The following is a 23,325-nucleotide window of genomic DNA, read 5'->3' as shown; positions in this document are numbered from 1 at the left end:
GGAACACATGAAAGGTATCATTCTGGCGGGCGGCTCAGGTACCCGTTTGCACCCGATCACACGCGGCGTGTCGAAGCAGTTACTGCCCATTTATGACAAGCCGATGATTTATTACCCGTTGTCCGTTTTGATGCTGGCCGGAATCCGTGAAATTTTGATCATCACGACACCAGAAGATAAAGGTTATTTTCAGCGTCTGCTGGGTGATGGTTCGGCATTTGGTATCGACTTACAGTATGCCGAACAGCCCAGCCCGGATGGGCTTGCTCAGGCGTTTATCATCGCTGAAACGTTCCTAAACGGCGAACCTTCTTGTCTGGTGCTTGGTGATAATATCTTTTTTGGTCAGGGCTTTAGCCCAAAACTGCGGCACGTTGCGGCAAGGACCGAAGGCGCGACAGTGTTTGGTTATCAGGTTATGGATCCTGAACGCTTCGGTGTGGTGGAATTTGACGATAACTTTCGCGCGATCTCATTAGAAGAAAAGCCAAAGCAACCTAAGTCAAACTGGGCGGTAACGGGGCTGTATTTTTACGACAGCAAAGTGGTGGAGTACGCGAAGCGTGTTAAGCCTTCTGAGCGTGGTGAGCTGGAAATCACCTCAATCAACCAGATGTACCTCGACGCTGGCAATCTGACAGTCGAGCTACTGGGGCGCGGCTTTGCCTGGTTAGATACCGGTACGCATGACAGCTTGATTGAGGCGAGTACATTTGTTCAGACGGTGGAAAAACGTCAGGGTTTTAAAATAGCGTGTCTGGAAGAGATTGCCTGGCGCAACGGCTGGCTGGATGATGACGGCGTAAAACGCGCCGCCAGCGCGTTGGCAAAAACCGGATACGGTCAATATTTACTGGAGTTGCTCCGTGCACGTCCGCGCCAGTATTGAGCCGTTAAGCTGGGAAAACGCTTTCTTTGGCGTGAACAGCGCCATTGTGCGCATTAACCCTGCGGCGTCGCCTTTAACGGTGGCAGCGCTGCAGCGATGGTCACGTGTGCAGGCGAAAATTCCGGCGGCGAATACGGTTGAGCTGGATGCGCTGCAACAACTGGGTTTTTCCCTTGTCGAGGGCGAAGTCGATTTAGCGCTGCCCGTGACGGCAGAATGCGCGCAGAATGGCGCGGAAATTGCACAGTTGGCAGACATTCCTGCGCTGCGCGACCATGCCGCTGTCGCCTTCGCACAAAGCCGCTTTCGCGCGCCGTGGTATGCGCCAGACGCCAGCGCGCGCTTCTATGCGCAGTGGATAGAAAACGCGGTGCGCGGCACGTTTGATAGCCAGTGTCTGGTTCTGCGGGCGGCGAACGGCGATATCCGCGGCTATGTTTCGCTGCGAGAACTGAATGACAGCGAGGCGCGCATCGGCTTACTGGCCGGGCGTGGCGCAGGCGCTGAGCTGGTGCAGGCGGCGCTCGGCTGGGCGCGGGCGCATGGCAAAACGACATTGCGGGTGGCGACCCAAATGGGCAACACCGCCGCGCTTAAACGTTATATACAAAGCGGTGCGAACGTTGAAAGCACCGCGTACTGGTTATACAGGTGACAACATGATTCCGTTTAACGCACCGCCGGTGGTGGGAAGCGAACTTGACTACATGCAGTCTGCGATGGGCAGCGGCAAACTGTGCGGCGACGGCGGTTTTACCCGGCGCTGTCAGCAGTGGCTGGAGCAGCGTTTTGGCAGCGCAAAAGTATTGCTGACGCCGTCCTGCACCGCCTCTCTGGAAATGGCGGCGCTGCTGCTGGATATCCAGCCGGGCGATGAAGTGATCATGCCGAGCTATACCTTTGTATCGACGGCAAATGCCTTCGTGCTGCGCGGCGCGAAAATCATCTTTGTGGATATCCGTCCGGATACCATGAACATCGACGAAACGCGCATTGAAGCGGCGATCACCGATAAAACCCGGGCGATTGTGCCAGTTCATTATGCGGGCGTGGCTTGTGAGATGGACACTATCATGGCGCTGGCGGAAAAATATCATCTGTATGTGGTCGAAGATGCCGCGCAGGGGGTGATGTCGACGTACAAAGGCCGCGCGTTGGGAACAATCGGTCACATCGGCTGCTTTAGTTTCCACGAAACCAAAAATTACACCGCGGGCGGCGAAGGCGGCGCGACGCTGATTAACGATCGCAAACTGATCGAACGCGCGGAGATCATCCGTGAAAAGGGTACTAACCGCAGCCAGTTTTTCCGCGGTCAGGTGGATAAATATACCTGGCGCGATATCGGCTCCAGCTATCTGATGTCCGATCTCCAGGCCGCTTATCTGTGGGCGCAACTGGAAGCCGCAGATCGCATTAACCAACAGCGTCTGGCGTTGTGGCAAACCTATTATGACGCGCTACAGCCCCTGGCGCGTGCCGGGCGTATTGAACTGCCGTCCATTCCGGGCGACTGCAAACAGAACGCTCATATGTTCTATATCAAGCTGCGTAATATTGATGACCGGAGCGCGCTGATCAACTTCCTCAAAGAAGCGGAAATCATGGCGGTGTTTCACTATATCCCGCTGCACGATTGCCCGGCAGGGGAGAAGTTTGGTGAATTCCACGGCGAAGATCGCTATACCACCAAAGAGAGTGAACGCCTGCTGCGCCTGCCGCTGTTCTATAACCTGTCGGCAGTGAATCAACGCACGGTGATTACCACATTGCTGAATTATTTCGCCTGATATGTCGCTTGCGAAAGCGTCCCTGTGGACGGCGGCCAGTACGCTGGTCAAAATTGGCGCCGGGTTACTGGTCGTTAAACTGTTGGCGGTGACATTCGGCCCGGCGGGCGTCGGGCAGGCGGGAAACTTCCGCCAGATGGTCACCGTACTCGGCGTGCTGGCGGGCGCCGGGATTTTCAACGGCGTCACTAAATACGTTGCGCAGACGCACGACAACCCGGCGCAGTTGCGAAAAGTCGTCGGTACCTCTTCAGCGATGGTGCTCGGATTTTCCACGCTGCTGGCGCTGGTGTTCCTGGTGGCGGCTGCGCCGATAAGTCAGGGGTTATTCGGTCATACTCAGTATCAGGGCCTGGTACGTTTAGTGGCGCTGGTGCAGATGGGTATCGCCTGGGCTAACCTGCTGCTGGCGCTGATGAAGGGCTTTCGTGATGCAGCCGGAAACGCGCTGTCATTGATTGTCGGCAGCCTGGTGGGGGTCGTCGCCTATTACGGCTGCTACCGGGTAGGCGGTTATGAAGGCGCGCTGCTTGGCCTGGCGCTGGTGCCCGCGCTGGTGGTCATTCCGGCGGCTGTGATACTGATGAAGCGGGGGACGATCCCGCTGCGCTACCTGAAGCCGTCCTGGGATAACGGACTGGCGGGTCAGCTCAGCAAGTTCACCCTGATGGCGCTAATCACTTCCGTCACGCTGCCGGTGGCTTATGTCATGATGCGAAACCTGCTGGCGGCGCACTACAGTTGGGATGACGTTGGCATCTGGCAGGGCGTGAGCAGTATTTCCGACGCTTATCTACAATTTATTACCGCCTCGTTCAGCGTCTGGCTGTTGCCTACGCTGTCGCGACTGACCGAGAAACGCGATATTACGCGGGAAGTGGTCAGGTCGCTGAAGTTTGTGCTGCCAGCGGTGGCGGCGGCAAGTTTTACCGTCTGGTTGCTGCGCGATGTTGCTATCTGGCTGCTTTTCTCTGACAAGTTCAGCGCCATGCGCGATCTGTTTGCCTGGCAACTGGTCGGGGATGTGCTGAAAGTCGGCGCATATGTATTTGGCTATTTGGTGATCGCGAAAGCGTCGCTGCGGTTTTACATACTGGCTGAAATCAGCCAGTTCATTTTACTGACGGCATTTGCGCACTGGCTGATCCCGACGCACGGCGCGCTGGGTGCGGCGCAGGCGTATATGGCCACCTATGTCGTCTATTTTTCACTCTGTTGTGGCGTATTTTTACTCTGGCGTAGGCGGGCATGACTGTACTGATTCACGTACTGGGATCGGATATCCCTCACCATAATCAAACCGTGCTGCGGTTTTTTAACGACGCGCTGGCGCAAACCAGCGAGCATGCCCGTCTCTTTATGGTTGCCGGTCAGGACACCGGACTGACGGAAAGTTGTCCGTCGCTCTCCCTTTCGTTTTACAACGGTAAAAAATCGCTGGCCGAGGCGGTTATCGCGAAAGCCAAAGCGAACCGCCAGCAGCGGTTCTTTTTTCACGGGCAGTTCAATACCGCGCTATGGCTGGCGCTGCTCAGCGGCGGCATTAAGCCCGGTCAGTTTTACTGGCATATCTGGGGCGCGGATCTGTACGAAGTGTCCGGTGGTCTGAAATTTAAGCTGTTCTATCCAGTTCGCCGTCTGGCGCAGAACCGCGTTGGCGGCGTATTTGCTACCCGTGGCGATCTGCGCTATTTCGCCGGGCTGCATCCACGCGTTCCTGGTGAACTGCTGTATTTCCCGACGCGAATGGATCCCGCGCTAAATAATATGGCGAACGATCGGCAGCGTAGCGGGAAAATGACCGTTCTGGTGGGGAATTCCGGCGATCGCAGCAACGAGCATATTGCCGCGCTGAAAGCGGTGCATCAGCAGTTTGGCGATACGGTCAACGTCATCGTCCCGATGGGGTATCCGGCCAATAACGACGCCTATATTGCTGAAGTGAAACAGGCCGGTCTGGCGCTGTTCCGCGCGGAAAATTTGCAGGTGCTTGAGGAAAAACTGGCATTCGACGCCTATCTGACGCTGCTTCGCCAGTGCGACCTCGGCTACTTTATTTTTGCCCGTCAGCAGGGGATTGGTACGCTGTGCCTGCTTATCCAGGCCGGGGTGCCGTGCGTGCTGAACCGCGAAAACCCGTTCTGGCAGGATATGGTGGAACAGCAACTGCCGGTACTGTTTACCAGCGATGCGCTGAATGAACAGGTGGTGCGAGAAGCGCAGCGCCAGCTGGCATCGGTTGATAAAAACGCGATCACTTTCTTTAGCCCGAACTACCTGCAACCCTGGCACAAGGCGATCAGAATCGCCGCAGGGGAGGCCGTATGAGCCTGATGCAGTTCAGTGGGCTGTTCGCCGTCTGGCTACTGGCGACGTTGTTCATTGCCACGTTGACCTGGTTCGAATTTCGCCGCGTGCGCTTTAACTTCAACGTTTTTTTCTCGCTGCTGTTTCTGCTGACCTTCTTTTTCGGTTTTCCACTGACCAGTGTGCTGGTGTTCCGCTTTGATGTGGGCGTCGCGCCGCCGGAAATTTTGTTACAGGCCTTGTTGTCCGCCGCCTGTTTTTATGCGGTCTATTATGTGACCTATAAGACCCGCTTGCGTAAGCGGACATCAGACGTACCGCGCAAACCGCTGTTTACCATGAACCGCGTGGAAACCCATTTAACGTGGGTGATTCTGATGGGCATCGCGCTGGTGAGCGTTGGCGTTTTCTTTATGCACAACGGTTTCCTGTTGTTCCGTCTGCATTCCTACAGCCAGATTTTTTCCAGCGAAGTTTCCGGCGTGGCGTTAAAGCGCTTCTTTTACTTTTTCATTCCGGCGATGCTGGTGGTTTATTTCCTGCGTCAGGACAGCAAAGCCTGGTTGTTCTTTCTGGTCAGTACCGTCGCGTTTGGACTACTGACCTATATGATCGTTGGCGGCACCCGCGCCAATATCATCATCGCTTTCGCTATTTTCCTGTTTATTGGCATCATTCGCGGCTGGATTTCATTGTGGATGCTGGCTGCGGCGGGCGTGCTGGGGATTGTCGGCATGTTCTGGCTGGCGCTAAAACGCTATGGGCTGAACGTCAGCGGCGATGAGGCGTTTTACACTTTCCTGTATCTGACCCGCGACACCTTTTCACCGTGGGAAAACCTGGCGCTGCTGCTGCAAAATTACGACAAAATCGAATTTCAGGGGCTGGCGCCCATTGTCCGCGACTTTTACGTGTTCATACCTTCCTGGCTGTGGCCTGGGCGTCCCGGCATGGTGCTGAACGCCGCTAACTATTTTACGTGGGAAGTGCTGAACAACCACTCCGGATTGGCAATCTCTCCAACATTAATTGGTTCGCTGGTGGTGATGGGCGGCGCGCTGTTTATCCCGCTGGGGGCGATCGTGGTGGGCCTGATCATCAAATGGTTTGACTGGCTGTATGAGTTGGGTAACCGCGAGACGAATCGCTATAAGGCGGCCATTCTGCACAGTTTCTGCTTTGGCGCGATATTCAACATGATCGTGCTGGCGCGTGAGGGGCTGGACTCGTTTGTCTCTCGCGTGGTGTTTTTCATGGTGGTTTTTGGCGCCAGTCTGCTGATCGCTAAACTCCTCTTCTGGTTGTTCGACAGCGCCGGACTGATCCATAAACGTATAAAAACCCTGCCGCGAAAACAGGTTGAAGGATAGCAATGACTAAGAAAACAACGGCGCCGCTCTATGCGCTGCGCGGACTTCAGCTAATAGGCTGGCGCAACATGCAACATGCGCTGGATTACCTTTATGCTGGCGGTAAGTTGAAGCAGGGCACCCTGGTGGCGATCAACGCCGAAAAAGTGCTGACGGCGGAAGATAATCCTGAAGTCAGGGCGTTGATTAACGCGGCAGAATACAAATATGCCGATGGGATCAGCGTTGTGCGTTCGATTCGCAAAAAATTTCCGGAAGCGGAGGTGTCACGCGTAGCGGGAGCCGATCTGTGGGAAGAATTAATGGCGCGCGCTGGGCAGGAAGGTACGCCAGTATTTCTGGTGGGTGGAAAGGCTGACGTGTTAGCGCAAACCGAAGCGAAACTGCGCGCGCAGTGGAACGTTAATGTTGTGGGTCGCCAGGACGGTTATTTTACCCCAGAGCAGCGGCAGGCGCTGTTTGCGCGTATTCACGCCAGCGGTGCGCAGATCGTCACCGTGGCGATGGGATCGCCGAAACAGGAAATCTTCATGCGTGACTGCCGTCAGGTGCATCCTCAAGCCCTGTATATGGGGGTGGGCGGGACCTACGACGTGTTTACCGGGCACGTCAAGCGCGCGCCGAAAGTGTGGCAAAACCTGGGGCTGGAGTGGCTTTATCGTCTGCTGTCTCAACCGAGCCGCATTACCCGTCAGCTTCGCTTGTTGCGCTATCTGCGCTGGCACTATACCGGCGATCTCTGATCTCCCTTTCCTTGCAGGCAGCGTATTCTGCTGACAACGCTGCCTTTCATCCCTGCATCCGTTCCTTTTTTACACAAATCATGCATTTTTTTAATGCTTCATTTGCCATTTTGCCAAATTTGCGAAACCATGCGCCCCCATCGATGTACCCATAACAATAACCGGTAAAGCCGGATGGTAAGCAAACACGACAAGAGGATGTATGGCAGAGAATAAAGCAGAGCTACAGCGTGGGCTGGAGGCTCGTCATATCGAATTAATTGCCCTCGGGGGCACCATTGGCGTTGGTCTGTTCATGGGGGCCGCAAGCACGCTGAAATGGGCGGGGCCGTCGGTTTTATTAGCGTATATCATCGCCGGCCTGTTCGTCTTTTTCATTATGCGCTCAATGGGCGAGATGCTGTTCCTGGAGCCGGTGACCGGTTCGTTCGCCGTTTACGCGCACCGCTACATGAGCCCGTTTTTCGGCTACCTTACCGCCTGGTCATACTGGTTTATGTGGATGGCGGTGGGGATCTCAGAAATTACCGCCATTGGTGTTTACGTGCAGTTCTGGTTCCCGGAGATGGCGCAGTGGATACCTGCGCTTATCGCCGTCGGGCTGGTGGCGCTGGCCAACCTTGCGGCCGTGCGTTTGTATGGCGAAATCGAGTTCTGGTTCGCGATGATCAAAGTCACCACTATTATCGTGATGATTGTTATCGGGCTGGGGGTGATTTTCTTCGGCTTTGGCAACGGCGGTCAGGCGATTGGCTTTGGTAACCTGACTGAGCACGGCGGCTTTTTTGCCGGTGGGTGGAAAGGCTTCCTTACCGCGCTATGTATTGTGGTCGCGTCGTATCAGGGCGTGGAGCTCATCGGTATTACCGCCGGTGAAGCGAAGAATCCGCAAGTTACTCTGCGCAGCGCGGTCGGTAAAGTGCTATGGCGAATCCTGATTTTTTACGTGGGCGCGATTTTCGTTATCGTCACGATTTTCCCGTGGAATGAAATCGGTAGCAACGGTAGCCCATTCGTGCTGACCTTTGCCAAAATCGGCATTACCGCCGCTGCGGGTATTATTAATTTTGTGGTGCTGACGGCAGCGCTGTCTGGCTGTAACAGCGGAATGTACAGCTGCGGGAGGATGCTTTACGCGCTGGCAAAGAACCGTCAGTTGCCTGCGGCGATGGCGAAAGTGTCGCGTCATGGCGTACCGGTAGCCGGGGTGGCGCTGTCGATTCTGATTCTGCTGGTTGGCTCCTGCCTGAACTACATCATTCCTAATCCGCAACGGGTGTTTGTGTATGTCTACAGCGCCAGCGTGCTGCCGGGGATGGTGCCATGGTTTGTGATCCTGATTAGCCAGCTGCGTTTTCGTCGGGCACATAAAGAGGCGATCGCCTCGCATCCGTTCCGCTCCATGTTATTCCCGTGGGCAAACTGGATAACAATGGCTTTCCTGGTGTGCGTGCTGATTGGCATGTACATTAACGAAGAGACGCGTATGTCGCTGTTTGTCGGCATTCTGTTCTTGCTTGGCGTGACGCTCGTTTATAAGGTTTTTGGCCTTAACCGCCACGGTATCGCGCAGAAAACGCAGGAATAACGGACAAAACGCGCAAAGCGTAACCAAACGCGCATTTTATTTAAAAAGGCACTAGACAGCGGGGTGTGAAGTCCGTATTATCCACCCCCGCAACGGCGCTAAGCGCCCGTAGCTCAGCTGGATAGAGCGCTGCCCTCCGGAGGCAGAGGTCTCAGGTTCGAATCCTGTCGGGCGCACCATTCACCCGGTGCTGGAGCTGCGGTGGTCTCGATACCGCGTAATACAGATTTGCAGTGGTGGCTATAGCTCAGTTGGTAGAGCCCTGGATTGTGATTCCAGTTGTCGTGGGTTCGAATCCCATTAGCCACCCCATTATTAAAAGTTGTGAAATGCGAAGGTGGCGGAATTGGTAGACGCGCTAGCTTCAGGTGTTAGTGTCCTTACGGACGTGGGGGTTCAAGTCCCCCCCCTCGCACCACGACTTAATGAATTGAACTAAAAATTCAAAAAAGCAGTACATCGGCGAGTAGCGCAGCTTGGTAGCGCAACTGGTTTGGGACCAGTGGGTCGGAGGTTCGAATCCTCTCTCGCCGACCAATTTTGAACCCCGCTTCGGCGGGGTTTTTTGTTTTCTGCGCTTCACCGCCTGCTGTTGTCGCCAGACGACATCCCGCATGTTCATTGTCGCCAATCAGTGACAGATAATCCTTTGAAAATAAACTATTTACTTTTATAGCCTGATAGATGTCTCTGCCTGGCGACAATCTGTGCGCGATAGCGCAGACGATCCTGCCGTTAACTGTCGCCATCGCGCGCCATTACAGGCCTGGTAAAAAGTCTTAATCCCTATTTTTGGCGGTGCAATTCTGGCATGCAATGTGCAATAATATACGCGTAGATGCTCATTCCATCTCTTATGCTCGCCATAGTGCCTCATAAACTCAGGAATGATGCAGAGCCGTTTACGGTGCTTATCGTCCACTGACAGATGTCGCTTCGGCCTCATCAAACACCATGGACATAACGTTGAGTGAAGCACCCCTTTATGTTGTCATACAGACCTGTTTTGACGCCTGCTCCCTAAAAGAGCAGGCGTTTTTTTATGTGATTAGCGTACGGGCATTGCAGGCCCGGTAAGCGAAGCGTTACCGGGCGTGAGAGGTATTACTGCGGGGGATTGTTCTGCAAGGTCAGCATCAGGCCGTCGCGGCGCATGGTGGCCGCTTCTTCCGGCTGATGCAGACGGTCCAGCGCGTCGGCAAGCCAGGCGTAATCATACGCGTCCGGACGCTGCTTAAGCGCGGCGCGGAAGGCGATAGTCGCTTCCTGCCATTCACCGTGCTTCATCAGCGATTGCCCCAGCGTACTCCACAACAGCGGACGATCGCCCACGGTCTTGATCTGCTGACGCAGCACTTTCTCCAGCTGTTCCGGGTTGTTGGTTTTCAGACGAGGGATTGGCAGCACCAGACGATCGTCATACTGGCGCTTCAGGCCGTCGATGATAATCTGCTGCGCCATATCGTGATCGTCACACTCGATCAAGTGTTCAGCCATTGCCACCTGCAGGGCGACCTGATGGCGTGTTTTACGGCTCTGGTGTTTCCACCATTCACGTAACCCTTCGCTGCCCTGATCGGCTCGCGCCTGATCCATCAAACCAATCCACGCCTGCTGCTCCAGCGCGGCGCGATGTTCTTCGTCGCCGACGTTGGCTTTCGCCATTGACGGGATAATATCCAGCAGCGAACTCCACGCGCCGGTGCGGATGTAGGCTTGTTCCGCCAGACGCAGTACTTCCGGATGACGTGGCGTGACTTCCAGCAGTTTATCAACGCCGTGACGCGCCGCATGGTTCTCATTACGCGCCAGCTGCAGGCGTACGCGGGCAATCTCCACCGGAATGGTGTCGTTACCTGCCAGTTCCGCCGCGCGTTCCAGATGCTGATTAGCGCGCGCTTCATCGCCGCGCTGTTGCGCCGCTTCCGCCGCCAGCAGATAGTTTACGACCGGTTGTTCGGCATGGTCGGCGTTTTTCGCCATCAGCTTTTCAACCTGTTGGTAGTCGCCTTCCGCCAGCTTCAGCAGCGCCTGTTCCGTTTGCTTACGCGCGCGACGACGCTTACGGCCAACGAACCAGCCGCGCGTATGGGCGCCGGTACGAAGGATTCGGCGCAGCACCCATTCGATGGCAAACAGCACCACCATCGCAAGGATCAGGATGATGACCAGCCCGGTGACGCTGGTTTCGATGTTATATGTATCGGTCTGGATCAGCACGTAACCCTGATGGCCGGCGATCATCGGCCCCACCACGATCCCGGCTATCAACAGCACAAAGAGCAATAATACTTTCAGCATCATTATTCTCCTTGCGGCGAGGCTGCCGGGGCTTCAGCCTGCGGTGCGGCAGGTGCGGGCGCGGCTTCCGTTGTTGTCGCGGTTGGTTGCGCCAGTAGGTTACGCACACGGGTCTGCATTAATTTTTCAAGAATGGCCTGGCTTTGCAGCGTTTCCGGCACGTCCATCGTGATGTTCTGCTGGCTGAGCTTATCCACTTCTTCGAGGAAGGCTTTGGTGGTGGCGTCGTCAGTATCGTAGTAAGCGCGTACCCAGGTTGAGACATTATCCAGCGCCTGGCGGTAGGTTTCTTCCTGATGACGCGGCACTGCCTGCGCGGCGACTAACAGACGAGAGCGAATGTTCTCCCGCAGATAGACATCCTGATTCGGCGCCAGTAGCGGCACGGCGGTGTCGTCGCGACGACGAACGGTAATAAAGCTGTCCATAAAGTTCTGCCAGCTTTTTTGCAGATTAATGCGCCATTCACTGATCGAACTGGAAAGCTCAGGGCTGTCTGCATCCATCGGCGAACCGTCATTGTCGTTATCGGCCAGACGCAGGTTATCGATCTGATTAGACAGCTGATTGACCTTCAGGATAATGCCGTCGTAATCCACCTGGGAAACCGCGGAGAGGCTGGCAATATCGTCGGTAATCGCCCGACGGGCAGCGATCAGGCTTGGATCGTTCATGTCCGCCAGGCTGGCGTCGGCGCTTTTCAGCAATGCCGCCGCCGTGGTGACATCCTGATCGCTCCACAGCTTACGCCCTGCCAGCTTGACGAGGAAATCCGCCTGCGCCAGCAGCCAGGTTTTTGCATCGCTACCGGAAATGGTGGCGACTTTTTGCTGCACTTCATCCAGTTGTCTGGACAGTTCGGCTTGCTGGCGATTGGCCTGCTCAAGCTGTGTCGCCTGCTGTTTGATAACGCCTTCCAGCTCCGCTTTCTGGCTTTCCTGCGCCTTTTGCAGCGCGGTCAGTTGATTAACCAGCGCATCGTTCGCGGCGCTTTGGGTGGTTGCCTGTTGTTTCCCCCAGCCATAAAGCCCAACGCCCGCCGCCAGCGCAATCGCGATAGCCACTGCGCTCAGGACCAGCGCGGTGCTGTTGTTACTCTTTTTTTCAGCTTTTACTGGCTGTGGCGTGGTGTCCACGGCCTCCCTGGTTTCTTCAACCACGGCGGAGGATTTTTCTTGTTCCGTCATTATGGCTTCCCATTATGAGAGTTATTGTAATGCGCGCAGTAGCGCATCGTTGTCGGCGTTATCGGCGACCTGAATATCTTGCCAGCCCAGTTCCCGGGCGAGGTGCGCCAGACGCTCACTGACGACAATAAGCCGGCAGCGTAGTAACCAGTTTTCGCGATACCACTGCGGAATCAGCGCGGTAAGCTGTTGCAGCATTTCGCCGCTGGTGACAACCACCGTCGTCACCCCGCGCGACTGCCAGCGCATCGCTTCTTCCGCGCCATCGTAATGTTTAGCGCTGCGTTGATAACATTCATAAAACGCCACGTCAGCGCCGCGCGCCGTCAGGGTTTCCCCCAACAGTTCCCGACCGCCGTTACCGCGTAAGATCAGCGCCCGTTTACCTGCAATATTTTGTAATTCAGGTAATTGTAGCAACACTTCGCTAATTTCCCGATCCTGCGGGTAGCGAATATCGTGACCGCTGACGGTATGAAGCGCCAGCGCGGTGGTGCGGCCAATGGCGAAATAGCGCGGTTCAGCGGGCCACTTCTCCCTTTGCCGCTCCAGGTGCGCATGGGCGAAAGAGACCGCGTGTTGCGACAGCGCAAACAGCAGATCGTTATCCGTCAGCGTCGCCAGCGCCTCGGGGAGTCGCGACAGATCGCGCCCCGGCGTGAATTCGATGAGCGGAAAGCTCCAGGCCTCCTGCCCCAGTGCGCGCAGACGGCTCACTAATTCCTCCCCTGCGGGAGACGGGCGGGTGACCAGAATGCTCATGCGGGGGACTCTCCGTTATACACTTCCGTCAGAATAGCGCGGGCGCCGTTGTCCAGCAGCTCTTCGGCAAGCGAGATGCCCATCTGCTCGGCCTGATCGGCGGCACCGCGACGTTCACCGCGCACCATCACCGAACCGTCCGGGGCGCCAACCAGCGCACGCAGCCAAATTTCGCCATCAATCATTTCAGCATAGCTGCCAATCGGCACCTGGCAGCCGCCTTCCAGACGGGTGTTCATGGCGCGCTCAGCTTTCACCCGCAGCGCGGTGATCTCGTCATTCAGCGGCGCCAGCAGCGCCTGGGTGCGCGTATCATCAAGACGGCATTCAATGCCGACCGCGCCCTGGCCCACTGCAGGGAGCGAAATTTCCGGCGGCAGCGCGGTGCGGATGCGTGATTCAAGTCCTAAGCGTTTGAGGCCTGCAACGGCAAGAATAATCGCGTCGTAGTCGCCGTTATCCAGTTTGCTTAAACGCGTGCCGACGTTGCCGCGCAGGGAACGGATAATAAGATCCGGACGGCGCTCGGCGAGCTGGCACTGGCGGCGTAAGCTCGACGTGCCCACAATACTGCCTGCGGGCAATTCGTCGAGTGTATTGAAGGTATTTGAAACAAAGGCATCACGCGGATCTTCGCGTTCGCAGATAGTCACCAGCCCCAGCCCTTCCGGGAATTCGACCGGGACATCTTTCATTGAGTGCACTGCGATATCGGCGCGTTTTTCCAGTAGCGCGACTTCGAGTTCTTTCACGAACAAGCCTTTACCGCCCACTTTGGCCAGCGGGGTGTCAAGAATGACGTCGCCACGCGTCACCATCGGCACCAGTTCCACCACCAGGCCGGGATGATTTGCCATCAGCGCGTCTTTGACATAATGTGCCTGCCAGAGCGCAAGGGGGCTTTGGCGTGTGGCAATTCTTAAAACATTGTCTAACATGCTTGTTACCGTCATTATCGTCCGTGGTTCATCCTAACATCCTTACAAGTGGGATGGCAGTGTTACGGTCAAAGGTAAGTAAAGGATAAGACGCAGCGCGACAGCTGGCAGTAAATAATGACGAGAAGCCGCCCGATCGTATTACAGAATTTACGCGCAGCGATTGGTGCTACACTTGTATGTAGTGCATCTTTCTTTACGGTCAATGAGCAAGGTGTTAAATTGATCACGTTTTAGACCATTTTTTCGTCGGTAAGCACAAAAATACGGACGAAAAGGGTAACGGTTTTTTTGACATACGGTTTATCCCGAATGGTGAAGGTCGCGCGCAGGCGTTCTTACTGCGACGATCGACAACATGACGGGTAGCAACATCAGGCGATACGTCTTGTACCTCTATATTGAGACTCTGAAACAGAGACTGGATGCCATAAATCAATTGCGCGTGGATCGCGCGCTTGCTGCCATGGGACCTGCTTTTCAGCAGGTGTACAGTCTTCTGCCGACATTATTGCATTACCACCATCCGCTGATGCCGGGGTACCTCGATGGTAACGTTCCCCGAGGCATTTGCTTCTACACGCCTGATGAAACCCAACGCCACTACCTGAACGAACTGGAACTGCACCGCGGACTCGCGCCGCAGGATCCGCCGAAGGGCGAATTGCCTATCACTGGCGTTTACTCAATGGGCAGCACCTCCTCCGTTGGGCAAAGCTGTTCGTCTGACCTGGATATCTGGGTATGCCACCAGTCGTGGCTCGACAGTGAAGAGCGCCAACTACTGCAACGAAAATGCAGCCTGCTGGAAAGCTGGGCCGCCTCGCTGGGGGTGGAAGTCAGTTTCTTCCTGATCGATGAAAACCGTTTCCGTCACAATGAAAGCGGTAGCCTGGGGGGAGAAGACTGTGGCTCCACCCAGCACATCCTGCTGCTCGACGAATTTTACCGCACTGCTGTGCGCCTCGCCGGTAAGCGTATTCTGTGGAATATGGTGCCGGGCGACGAAGAAGAGCATTACGATGACTACGTGATGACGCTCTACGCGCAGGGCGTGCTTACGCCGAACGAATGGCTGGATCTGGGCGGCTTAAGCTCACTCTCCGCCGAGGAATACTTCGGCGCCAGCCTGTGGCAACTGTATAAAAGCATTGATTCCCCCTACAAAGCGGTGCTCAAAACGCTGCTGCTTGAGGCTTATTCCTGGGAATACCCCAATCCGCGCCTGCTGGCAAAAGACATTAAACAGCGCCTGCACGACGGCGAAATTGTCTCATTTGGGCTCGATCCATACTGCATGATGCTGGAGCGCGTTACTGAATATCTCACGGCGATTGAAGATCCGACGCGCCTGGATCTGGTGCGTCGATGTTTCTATCTGAAAGTGTGCGAGAAACTGAGCCGCGAGCGCGCCTGTGTGGGCTGGCGACGTGAGGTACTGAGCCAGTTAGTGAATGAATGGGGATGGGACGACGCCCGTCTGGCTATGCTCGATAACCGGGCAAACTGGAAGATCGATCAGGTGCGAGAAGCGCATAACGAGCTGCTCGACGCCATGATGCAAAGCTATCGTAATCTGATCCGCTTTGCGCGCAGGAATAACCTTAGCGTTAGCGCCAGTCCGCAGGATATCGGCGTTCTCACCCGTAAACTGTACGCGGCGTTTGAAGCCCTGCCGGGTAAAGTCACGCTGGTGAACCCGCAGATTTCGCCCGATCTCTCTGAACCGAATTTAACCTTTATCCATGTGCCGCCGGGCCGCGCCAACCGTTCAGGTTGGTATCTTTATAACCGCGCGCCGAACATGGATTCGATCATCAGCCATCAACCGCTGGAATATAACCGCTATCTGAACAAACTGGTGGCCTGGGCGTGGTTTAACGGCCTGCTGACCTCGCGGACGCATCTGTTTATTAAGGGCAACGGTATTGTGGACCTGCCGAAGCTGCAGGAGATGGTGGCGGATGTTTCGCATCACTTCCCGTTGCGTCTGCCAGCGCCGACGCCGAAAGCGCTCTACAGTCCGTGTGAAATTCGCCATCTGGCGATTATCGTTAACCTTGAATATGACCCGACGGCGGCGTTCCGCAATCAGGTGGTGCATTTCGACTTCCGTAAACTGGATGTGTTCAGCTTTGGCGAAGAGCAAAATTGCCTGGTCGGCAGCGTTGACCTGTTGTACCGCAACTCGTGGAACGAAGTGCGTACCCTGCACTTTAACGGCGAACAGGCGATGATCGAAGCGCTGAAGACGATTCTCGGCAAAATGCACCAGGATGCTGCGCCGCCGGACAGCGTGGAAGTGTTCTGCTACAGCCAGCATCTGCGCGGCTTAATTCGTACCCGCGTACAGCAACTGGTTTCCGAGTGCATTGAACTGCGTCTTTCCAGCACCCGTCAGGAAACGGGACGCTTTAAGGCGCTGCGCGTTTCCGGCCAGACCTGGGGCCTGTTCTTTGAGCGCCTTAACGTGTCGGTGCAGAAGCTGGAAAACGCCATTGAGTTTTACGGCGCGATTTCGCATAACAAGCTGCACGGCCTTTCCGTGCAGGTGGAAACGAACCAGGTGAAGCTGCCGCCGGTGGTGGATGGCTTTGCCAGCGAAGGGATCATCCAGTTCTTCTTTGAAGAAACCGGCGATGAGAAGGGCTTTAATATTTACATTCTGGACGAGAGCAACCGTGCGGAAGTGTATCATCACTGCGAAGGCAGTAAGGAAGAGCTGGTGCGTGACGTCAGCCGCTTCTACTCGTCGTCGCATGACCGCTTTACCTACGGCTCCAGCTTCATAAATTTCAACCTGCCGCAGTTTTATCAGATTGTGAAAACCGACGGGCGCGCCCAGGTGATCCCGTTCCGCGCGCAATCTATCAGCAACGTCCCGCCGGCCAATCAGGATAACGACGCGCCGCTGCTGCAACAGTACTTTTCGTAATTATCGCGCCCGATGACGCTTCGCTTATCGGGCCGACATTCGGACGAACCTGAAACAAACTTAGCGGAAGCTGACCGTCTCGCCCGCCTGCTGCGTTGCCGCCTGTTCCAGCAGATCCCAGAAGGTTTCGCCGCTGCGATCGCACACCCATTCGTCGCCTTTCAGGTCAAAATGGTAACCGCCCTGTTTGGTTGCCAGCCATACCTGATGCAACGGTTCCTGACGGTTGATAATAATTTTGCTGCCGTTTTCAAAGCTAATGGTCAGCACGCCGCCATTGATCTCGCAGTCGATATCGCTGTCACCGTCCCAATCGTCCAGACGTTCTTCGATGGTCATCCACAGGGTATCTGCCAGGCGATGGAATTCACTGTCGTTCATTGTCGTTTCCCGTTTTTTTCGTGATGGCGGCAGTATAACGCGAAACAAAACGTGTTGCAGATTACTGGCAAACTCTTGCTTTTACGTCTTCTCCTGCGATGATAGAAAGCAGAAAGCATGAACTTACAGGCAATCCATAATGAAAAACGTGTTTCAGGCACTCGCTGTACTTCTGACTCTGTTCAGCCTGACGGGCTGTGGCTTAAAAGGTCCGCTTTATTTCCCGCCAGCCGATAAAAACGCGCCGCCGCCGACCAAACCTGTTGATCCGCAAACGCAATCAACGACGCCCGATCAAAACGATCGCGCAACGGGAGACGGGCCAACGCAGGTGAACTACTGACGGTGTGTTTCTGTCCCCGCGTGAACGGAGTGAATAATGCAATTCTCTAAAATGCATGGCCTTGGCAACGATTTTATGGTCGTCGACGCGGTAACGCAGAATGTCTTTTTTTCACCGGAACTCATCCGCCGCCTGTCTGACCGGCACCTGGGCGTGGGATTTGACCAATTGTTGGTGGTCGAGCCGCCGTACGATCCGGAGCTGGATTTTCATTATCGCATCTTCAATGCCGACGGCAGCGAAGTGTCCCAGTGCGGTAATGGCGCGCGCTGCTTCGCGCGTTTTGTGCGCCTGAAAGGGCTGACCAATAAACGCGATATTCGCGTCAGTACGGCCAATGGCCGAATGGTGCTGAGCGTAACGGACGACGAGCTGGTGCGGGTGAACATGGGGGAACCCAATTTCGAGCCGTCTCAAGTGCCGTTTCGCGCGAACAAAGCGGAAAAGACCTATATTATGCGCGCCGCCGAGCAGACAATATTGTGCGGCGTGGTTTCAATGGGAAACCCGCACTGCGTGATTCAGGTCGATGACGTCGACACGGCGGCAGTGGAAACGCTTGGACCGGTGCTGGAAAGCCACGAGCGTTTCCCCGAGCGGGCAAATATTGGTTTTATGCAGGTTGTGAAGCGTGAGCATATTCGTTTACGCGTTTACGAGCGCGGCGCGGGCGAGACGCAAGCCTGCGGCAGCGGTGCGTGCGCGGCCGTCGCCGTCGGCATTCAACAGGGTCTGCTGGCGGAAGATGTTCGCGTCGAATTACCGGGCGGTCGCCTTGATATCGCCTGGAAAGGTCCGGGCCATCCGTTATACATGACAGGTCCGGCGGCACATGTTTACGACGGGTTTATCCATCTATGAAGCAGCCAGGGGAAGAACTACAGGAAACGCTTATGGAACTCGATGACCGGGCGGTCGTCGACTATCTGCAAAAGAATCCTGAATTCTTTATCCGCAACGCGCACGCGGTGGAAGCGATGCGTGTTCCCCATCCGGTGCGGGGCACGATATCGCTGGTTGAGTGGCATATGGCGCGCGCGCGTAATCACATCAACGTTCTTGAAGAAAACATGTCGCTGCTGGTGGCGCAGGCGACAGCGAACGAAAGCCTGTTTTACCGTCTACTGCATTTGCAGGGGCGGCTGGTCGCTGCAACCAGCCTGGATGATATGTTAATGCGCTTTCATCGCTGGGCGCGGGATCTGGGGCTGGCGGGCGCGACCGTCCGTTTGTTTCCCGATCGCTGGCGACTCGGCGCGCCGTCGAGCTACACCCATCTGGCGCTAAACCGACAAGCCTTTGAACCGCTGCGTATTCAACGACTGGGGCAGGCACACCATTATCTTGGGCCTTTAAACGGTCCGGAGTTGCTGGTGGTGCTGCCGGACGCCAAAGCGATTGGCTCGGTCGCGATGTCGATGCTGGGGCGCGACGGCGATTTGGGCGTGATCGTATTCAGCAGCCGCGATGTGCATCATTATCAACAGGGACAGGGAACGCAGTTGCTGCAGGAGGTCGCGCTGATGCTGCCGGATCTGCTGGAGCGCTGGATTGAACGCGTATGAGCGATTTCAACACCGATGTCGACCGTTTCCTGCGCTATCTCGGCGTGGAACGCCAGCTTAGCCCCATTACGCTGAAAAACTACCAGCGTCAGTTGGATGCCATTATCGCCCTTGCTACCGCGGCGGGACTGGAGAGCTGGCAACACTGTGACGCGGCGATGGTGCGCAGTTTCGCGGCGCGCAGCCGTCGACAGGGGCTTGGCCCTGCCAGCCTGGCGTTACGTCTTTCCGCGTTGCGCAGTTTCTTCGACTGGATGGTCAGCGAAGGAAAACTGAGCGCCAACCCGGCGAAAGGCGTTTCTGCGCCGAAAACGCCTCGCCATTTGCCGAAAAATATCGACGTCGACGACATGAACCGTTTGCTGGACATCGACCTTAACGATCCGCTCGCCGTGCGCGACCGGGCGATGCTGGAGGTGATGTACGGCGCGGGGCTGCGTTTGTCCGAACTGGTGGGGCTGGATATTAAGCATCTCGATCTCGACACTGGCGAAGTGTGGGTGATGGGGAAAGGCAGCAAAGAGCGCCGTTTGCCCATTGGCCGGAACGCAGTGGCGTGGATTGAACACTGGCTGGATCTGCGCGGTCTGTTTGGCAGTGAAGAAGACGCGCTGTTCCTGTCGAAGCTTGGCAAGCGGATCTCCGCGCGTAACGTGCAGAAGCGTTTTGCCGAGTGGGGGATCAAACAGGGACTGAACAGCCACGTCCACCCGCACAAGTTACGTCATTCGTTCGCGACCCACATGCTGGAGTCAAGCGGCGACCTGCGTGGCGTACAGGAGCTGTTAGGACACGCTAACCTCTCCACCACGCAAATCTATACTCATCTGGATTTTCAACACCTTGCCTCGGTGTACGATGCGGCGCACCCGCGCGCCAAACGGGGGAAATAATGCGTTTTTACCGGCCTTTAGGGCACATTTCCGCGATCACCTTCGATCTCGATGACACCCTTTATGATAACCGTCCGGTTATCCTGCGCACCGAGCAGGAAGCGCTTGCCTTTGTGCAAAATTATCATCCGGCGCTGCGCACGATTCAGAATGCCGATCTGCAACGCCTGCGCCAGGTTGTGCGCGAGGCGGAACCGGACATCTATCACGATGTGACCCGCTGGCGGCATCGCGCGGTGGAACAGGCAATGCTCAACGCAGGCCTCCCGGCGGAAGACGCGATAGCAGGCGCAAATGCGGCGATGATGAACTTTGCTAAATGGCGCAGTCAGGTCGATGTGCCGCAAGCCACGCATGACACGCTGAAGGCGTTAGCGAAGAAATGGCCGCTGGTGGCGATCACCAACGGTAACGCCCAGCCGGAACTGTTTGGTCTTGGCGACTATTTTGAATTTGTGCTGCGCGCAGGTCCGGATGGTCGCTCAAAGCCGTTTAGCGACATGTACTTTCTGGCGGCGGAAAAACTCAACGTACCGATCGGCGAGATACTGCACGTGGGCGACGATCTGACCACCGATGTTGCCGGAGCGATCCGCAGCGGTTTGCAGGCCTGCTGGATCAAACCGCAAAATGCCGACCTGATGCAGACCTATGACAGCCGCTTGTTGCCGCATATGGAAATTTCACGGTTGGCATCCCTCACGACGCTGATATAATCACCAGCAGAACTCTGTATATATACCCAGCTTTTTTTGGCGGAAGGCGCTACGCTTATCCGCCCTACCTACTTATACGCGGCGGTGCCAATGGACGTTTCTTACCTGCTCGACAGCCTCAATGACAAACAGCGCGAAGCGGTGGCCGCGCCACGCAGCAACATGCTGGTTCTCGCCGGGGCGGGGAGTGGTAAAACCCGCGTTCTGGTACACCGTATCGCCTGGTTGCTGACCGTGGAGAACAACTCGCCGTATTCGATTATGGCGGTGACCTTCACCAACAAAGCGGCGGCGGAAATGCGCCACCGTATCGGCCAACTGATGGGCACCAGCCAGGGCGGAATGTGGGTGGGGACCTTCCACGGGCTGGCACACCGGCTGCTGCGTGCGCACCACATGGACGCCAACTTGCCGCAGGATTTCCAGATCCTGGACAGTGAAGACCAGTTGCGTCTGCTCAAGCGCCTGATCAAGGCGATGAACCTTGACGAGAAGCAGTGGCCGCCGCGCCAGGCCATGTGGTTCATCAACAGCCAGAAAGACGAAGGGCTGCGGCCACACCACCTACAGAGTTTTGGAAATCCGGTAGAGCAGACCTGGCAGAAGGTGTATCAGGCCTATCAGGAAGCGTGCGATCGCGCCGGACTGGTGGATTTTGCCGAACTGCTGCTGCGCGCCCATGAGCTATGGCTTAATAAACCGCATATCCTTCAGCACTACCGCGAGCGTTTCACCAATATTCTGGTGGACGAATTTCAGGATACCAATAACATCCAGTACGCGTGGGTGCGTTTGCTTGCGGGCGATAGCGGAAAAGTGATGATTGTGGGCGACGACGACCAGTCCATTTATGGCTGGCGCGGCGCGCAGGTAGAAAATATCCAGCGCTTTCTCAACGACTTCCCCGGCGCGCAAACCATTCGTCTGGAGCAGAACTACCGTTCGACCAGCAACATCCTGAGCGCGGCCAACGCCCTGATTGAAAATAACAACGGTCGACTGGGGAAAAAACTGTGGACCGACGGCGTTGACGGTGAGCCTATCTCGCTTTACTGCGCCTTCAACGAACTGGACGAAGCGCGGTTTGTGGTTAACCGCATCAAAACCTGGCAGGACAACGGTGGGGCGCTGGAACAGTGCGCCATTCTCTACCGCAGCAACGCCCAGTCGCGCGTGCTGGAAGAAGCCTTGCTGCAAGCCAGTATGCCGTACCGAATTTATGGCGGTATGCGCTTCTTCGAACGTCAGGAAATTAAAGACGCACTCTCTTACCTGCGCCTGATCGCGAACCGCAATGACGACGCCGCTTTTGAACGCGTGGTCAATACGCCAACCCGCGGGATTGGCGATCGCACCCTTGACGTGGTGCGCCAGACCTCGCGCGATCGCCAGCTTACTCTCTGGCAGGCCTGTCGCGACCTGCTGCAAGAAAAAGCGCTGGCCGGACGCGCCGCCAGTGCGCTCCAGCGTTTTATGGAGCTGATTGACGCGCTGGCGCAGGAAACCGCCGATATGCCGCTGCACGTGCAGACTGACCGGGTGATTAAAGATTCCGGGCTGCGCACTATGTACGAGCAGGAAAAAGGCGAGAAAGGACAAACCCGTATTGAAAACTTAGAGGAGCTGGTGACGGCGACGCGTCAGTTCAGCTACAACGAAGAAGATGAAGATTTAATGCCGCTGCAGGCGTTCCTTTCCCACGCGGCGCTGGAAGCGGGAGAAGGGCAGGCGGATACCTGGCAGGACGCGGTTCAGCTCATGACGTTACACTCCGCGAAAGGGCTGGAATTCCCACAGGTGTTTATCGTCGGCATGGAAGAGGGGATGTTCCCCAGCCAGATGTCGCTGGATGAAGGGGGGCGTCTGGAAGAAGAGCGCCGCCTGGCGTACGTTGGCGTAACACGCGCGATGCAAAAACTTACCCTGACCTACGCCGAAACCCGCCGTCTGTATGGTAAAGAGGTCTATCACCGCCCGTCGCGCTTTATCGGCGAACTACCGGAAGCGTGTGTGGAAGAAGTCCGCCTGCGGGCGACGGTCAGCCGTCCGGTCAGCCATCAGCGGATGGGCGCGCCCCTTGCAAAAAACGATACCGGGTATAAGCTGGGCCAGCGCGTGCGCCATGCGAAGTTCGGTGACGGCACCATTGTGAATCTGGAGGGCAGCGGCGAGCACAGCCGGTTACAGGTCGCCTTCCAGGGACAGGGGATAAAATGGCTGGTCGCGGCATACGCGAAGCTGGAAACGGTCTGATGGCGCTAACGCATTGATTCTTAGGCCGGATAAGGGAGTTATGCCATCGTCCGGCCTGGCTTATTCCCGGATGACGGCAGTCTTATCAGACAGACGCTTTTCGCTTCCACATCGCCGCTTAATATTCTGAAATCATAGATAAATCCCCCCTCTCTGCTAACCTTTTTACATAAGGGGAAATTATTACTTTTTCGCGTTCCGTTGCGAGTTGACGGCAAATTTTTGCTGGCGTAACATGCGCGCACGATTACGCTAAGAGGACATTCGCCTTGGACACACCCAGTAGATACTGGCTCATTATCCTGTCATCCAGGATCAACTCCTAAGGCTATCCCTTTTTGCTGATGGCCTTAGCGGTTGTCAG

General features: G+C 56.1%; 21 protein-coding genes and 4 tRNA genes. 20 read left to right on the top strand and 5 right to left on the bottom strand.

Annotated features, from left to right (window positions below):
* Nucleotides 1-7: 7 nt before the first annotated feature.
* The 12 genes from rfbA (at nucleotide 8) to OGY07_RS08750 (ending at nucleotide 9,224) form a co-directional block, all read left to right on the top strand.
* Nucleotides 8-889: a glucose-1-phosphate thymidylyltransferase RfbA gene (gene rfbA, locus OGY07_RS08805; protein WP_181822264.1), complete on the top strand. Its 882-nt coding sequence runs from the start codon at nucleotides 8-10 to the stop codon at nucleotides 887-889.
* Nucleotides 867-1,544: a dTDP-4-amino-4,6-dideoxy-D-galactose acyltransferase gene (gene rffC, locus OGY07_RS08800; protein WP_286600013.1), complete on the top strand. Its 678-nt coding sequence runs from the start codon at nucleotides 867-869 to the stop codon at nucleotides 1,542-1,544. Before rfbA ends, rffC begins: the two co-directional genes overlap by 23 nt.
* A gap of 4 nt (nucleotides 1,545-1,548) precedes the next feature.
* Complete coding sequence (rffA, locus tag OGY07_RS08795; RefSeq protein ID WP_042292814.1) at nucleotides 1,549-2,679, top strand: dTDP-4-amino-4,6-dideoxygalactose transaminase; 1,131 nt, start codon at nucleotides 1,549-1,551, stop codon at nucleotides 2,677-2,679.
* A gap of 1 nt (nucleotide 2,680) precedes the next feature.
* Nucleotides 2,681-3,931, top strand: a complete 1,251-nt coding sequence (wzxE, locus tag OGY07_RS08790) for a lipid III flippase WzxE (protein ID WP_211935027.1) — start codon at nucleotides 2,681-2,683, stop codon at nucleotides 3,929-3,931.
* Nucleotides 3,928-5,007: a TDP-N-acetylfucosamine:lipid II N-acetylfucosaminyltransferase gene (locus tag OGY07_RS08785; RefSeq protein ID WP_042292811.1), complete on the top strand. Its 1,080-nt coding sequence runs from the start codon at nucleotides 3,928-3,930 to the stop codon at nucleotides 5,005-5,007. Before wzxE ends, OGY07_RS08785 begins: the two co-directional genes overlap by 4 nt.
* Entirely contained in the window at nucleotides 5,004-6,356 is a 1,353-nt protein-coding gene (wzyE, locus tag OGY07_RS08780; RefSeq protein WP_042292809.1) for an ECA oligosaccharide polymerase, read from the top strand. Before OGY07_RS08785 ends, wzyE begins: the two co-directional genes overlap by 4 nt.
* Nucleotides 6,357-6,358: 2 nt before the next feature.
* Nucleotides 6,359-7,099: a lipopolysaccharide N-acetylmannosaminouronosyltransferase gene (gene wecG / locus OGY07_RS08775; protein ID WP_286600009.1), complete on the top strand. Its 741-nt coding sequence runs from the start codon at nucleotides 6,359-6,361 to the stop codon at nucleotides 7,097-7,099.
* Between the two features lie 202 nt (nucleotides 7,100-7,301).
* Complete coding sequence (gene thrP / locus OGY07_RS08770) at nucleotides 7,302-8,687, top strand: bifunctional threonine/serine APC transporter ThrP (RefSeq protein ID WP_042292806.1); 1,386 nt, start codon at nucleotides 7,302-7,304, stop codon at nucleotides 8,685-8,687.
* Between the two features lie 102 nt (nucleotides 8,688-8,789).
* Nucleotides 8,790-8,866, top strand: a tRNA-Arg gene (locus OGY07_RS08765).
* A 57-nt stretch (nucleotides 8,867-8,923) separates the two neighbouring features.
* Nucleotides 8,924-8,999, top strand: a tRNA-His gene (locus OGY07_RS08760).
* 19 nt (nucleotides 9,000-9,018) lie between these two features.
* Nucleotides 9,019-9,105 (top strand) — tRNA-Leu (locus OGY07_RS08755).
* 42 nt (nucleotides 9,106-9,147) lie between these two features.
* A tRNA-Pro gene (locus tag OGY07_RS08750) sits at nucleotides 9,148-9,224 on the top strand.
* A gap of 567 nt (nucleotides 9,225-9,791) precedes the next feature.
* Here OGY07_RS08750 and hemY read toward each other — a convergent pair.
* Genes hemY through hemC form a run of 4 tightly spaced genes read right to left on the bottom strand, consistent with a single transcriptional unit; the run spans nucleotide 9,792 to nucleotide 13,875 of the window.
* Nucleotides 9,792-10,988, bottom strand: coding sequence for a protoheme IX biogenesis protein HemY (gene hemY / locus OGY07_RS08745; protein ID WP_042292802.1), 1,197 nt, complete (start codon nucleotides 10,986-10,988; stop codon nucleotides 9,792-9,794).
* Between the two features lie 2 nt (nucleotides 10,989-10,990).
* Nucleotides 10,991-12,175 (bottom strand): uroporphyrinogen-III C-methyltransferase, encoded by a 1,185-nt coding sequence (hemX, locus tag OGY07_RS08740; protein WP_286600007.1) that lies wholly within the window; start codon nucleotides 12,173-12,175, stop codon nucleotides 10,991-10,993.
* A 21-nt stretch (nucleotides 12,176-12,196) separates the two neighbouring features.
* Entirely contained in the window at nucleotides 12,197-12,937 is a 741-nt protein-coding gene (gene hemD, locus OGY07_RS08735) for a uroporphyrinogen-III synthase (protein WP_200036030.1), read from the bottom strand.
* Entirely contained in the window at nucleotides 12,934-13,875 is a 942-nt protein-coding gene (gene hemC, locus OGY07_RS08730; RefSeq protein WP_042292864.1) for a hydroxymethylbilane synthase, read from the bottom strand. Before hemC ends, hemD begins: the two co-directional genes overlap by 4 nt.
* A 388-nt stretch (nucleotides 13,876-14,263) precedes the next feature.
* Between hemC and cyaA the strand changes: the two genes are divergently transcribed.
* Nucleotides 14,264-16,810: a class I adenylate cyclase gene (cyaA, locus tag OGY07_RS08725; RefSeq protein WP_042292797.1), complete on the top strand. Its 2,547-nt coding sequence runs from the start codon at nucleotides 14,264-14,266 to the stop codon at nucleotides 16,808-16,810.
* Nucleotides 16,811-16,870: 60 nt separating this feature from the next.
* On the opposite strand, the gene cyaY is transcribed toward cyaA, so the two are convergent.
* Nucleotides 16,871-17,191: an iron donor protein CyaY gene (cyaY, locus tag OGY07_RS08720; protein ID WP_042292793.1), complete on the bottom strand. Its 321-nt coding sequence runs from the start codon at nucleotides 17,189-17,191 to the stop codon at nucleotides 16,871-16,873.
* A 139-nt stretch (nucleotides 17,192-17,330) separates the two neighbouring features.
* Here cyaY and lptM point away from each other — a divergent pair, with 139 nt between their 5' ends.
* From lptM to ysgD, 7 genes are all read left to right on the top strand, one after another.
* Nucleotides 17,331-17,534, top strand: coding sequence for an LPS translocon maturation chaperone LptM (gene lptM, locus OGY07_RS08715; RefSeq protein WP_042292789.1), 204 nt, complete (start codon nucleotides 17,331-17,333; stop codon nucleotides 17,532-17,534).
* 36 nt (nucleotides 17,535-17,570) lie between these two features.
* Complete coding sequence (gene dapF, locus OGY07_RS08710; RefSeq protein WP_042292786.1) at nucleotides 17,571-18,395, top strand: diaminopimelate epimerase; 825 nt, start codon at nucleotides 17,571-17,573, stop codon at nucleotides 18,393-18,395.
* Nucleotides 18,392-19,099, top strand: a complete 708-nt coding sequence (locus OGY07_RS08705; RefSeq protein WP_286600002.1) for a DUF484 domain-containing protein — start codon at nucleotides 18,392-18,394, stop codon at nucleotides 19,097-19,099. Before dapF ends, OGY07_RS08705 begins: the two co-directional genes overlap by 4 nt.
* On the top strand, nucleotides 19,096-19,992 hold the full coding sequence (gene xerC, locus OGY07_RS08700) for a tyrosine recombinase XerC (RefSeq protein WP_042292780.1): 897 nt from the start codon (nucleotides 19,096-19,098) through the stop codon (nucleotides 19,990-19,992). Before OGY07_RS08705 ends, xerC begins: the two co-directional genes overlap by 4 nt.
* The gene (gene yigB / locus OGY07_RS08695) at nucleotides 19,992-20,708 is read left to right on the top strand and encodes a 5-amino-6-(5-phospho-D-ribitylamino)uracil phosphatase YigB (RefSeq protein WP_060570164.1); all 717 of its coding nucleotides are present in this window, start codon (nucleotides 19,992-19,994) and stop codon (nucleotides 20,706-20,708) included. Before xerC ends, yigB begins: the two co-directional genes overlap by 1 nt.
* 90 nt (nucleotides 20,709-20,798) lie before the next feature.
* A complete protein-coding gene (uvrD, locus tag OGY07_RS08690) occupies nucleotides 20,799-22,961 on the top strand; it encodes a DNA helicase II (protein WP_286599999.1) in 2,163 nt (720 codons plus the stop codon).
* 269 nt (nucleotides 22,962-23,230) lie between these two features.
* The gene (gene ysgD, locus OGY07_RS08685) at nucleotides 23,231-23,287 is read left to right on the top strand and encodes a YsgD/CorL family protein (RefSeq protein WP_212723238.1); all 57 of its coding nucleotides are present in this window, start codon (nucleotides 23,231-23,233) and stop codon (nucleotides 23,285-23,287) included.
* Nucleotides 23,288-23,325: the final 38 nt, after the last annotated feature.

It is taken from the genome of Citrobacter sp. Cs237 (assembly GCF_030332325.1).
In the GTDB taxonomy this organism is placed as follows: Bacteria; Pseudomonadota; Gammaproteobacteria; order Enterobacterales; family Enterobacteriaceae; genus Citrobacter_A; species Citrobacter_A sedlakii.
Note: the sequence above shows the minus strand (reverse complement) of the source record. Positions and strands in the feature narration are given on the sequence as shown.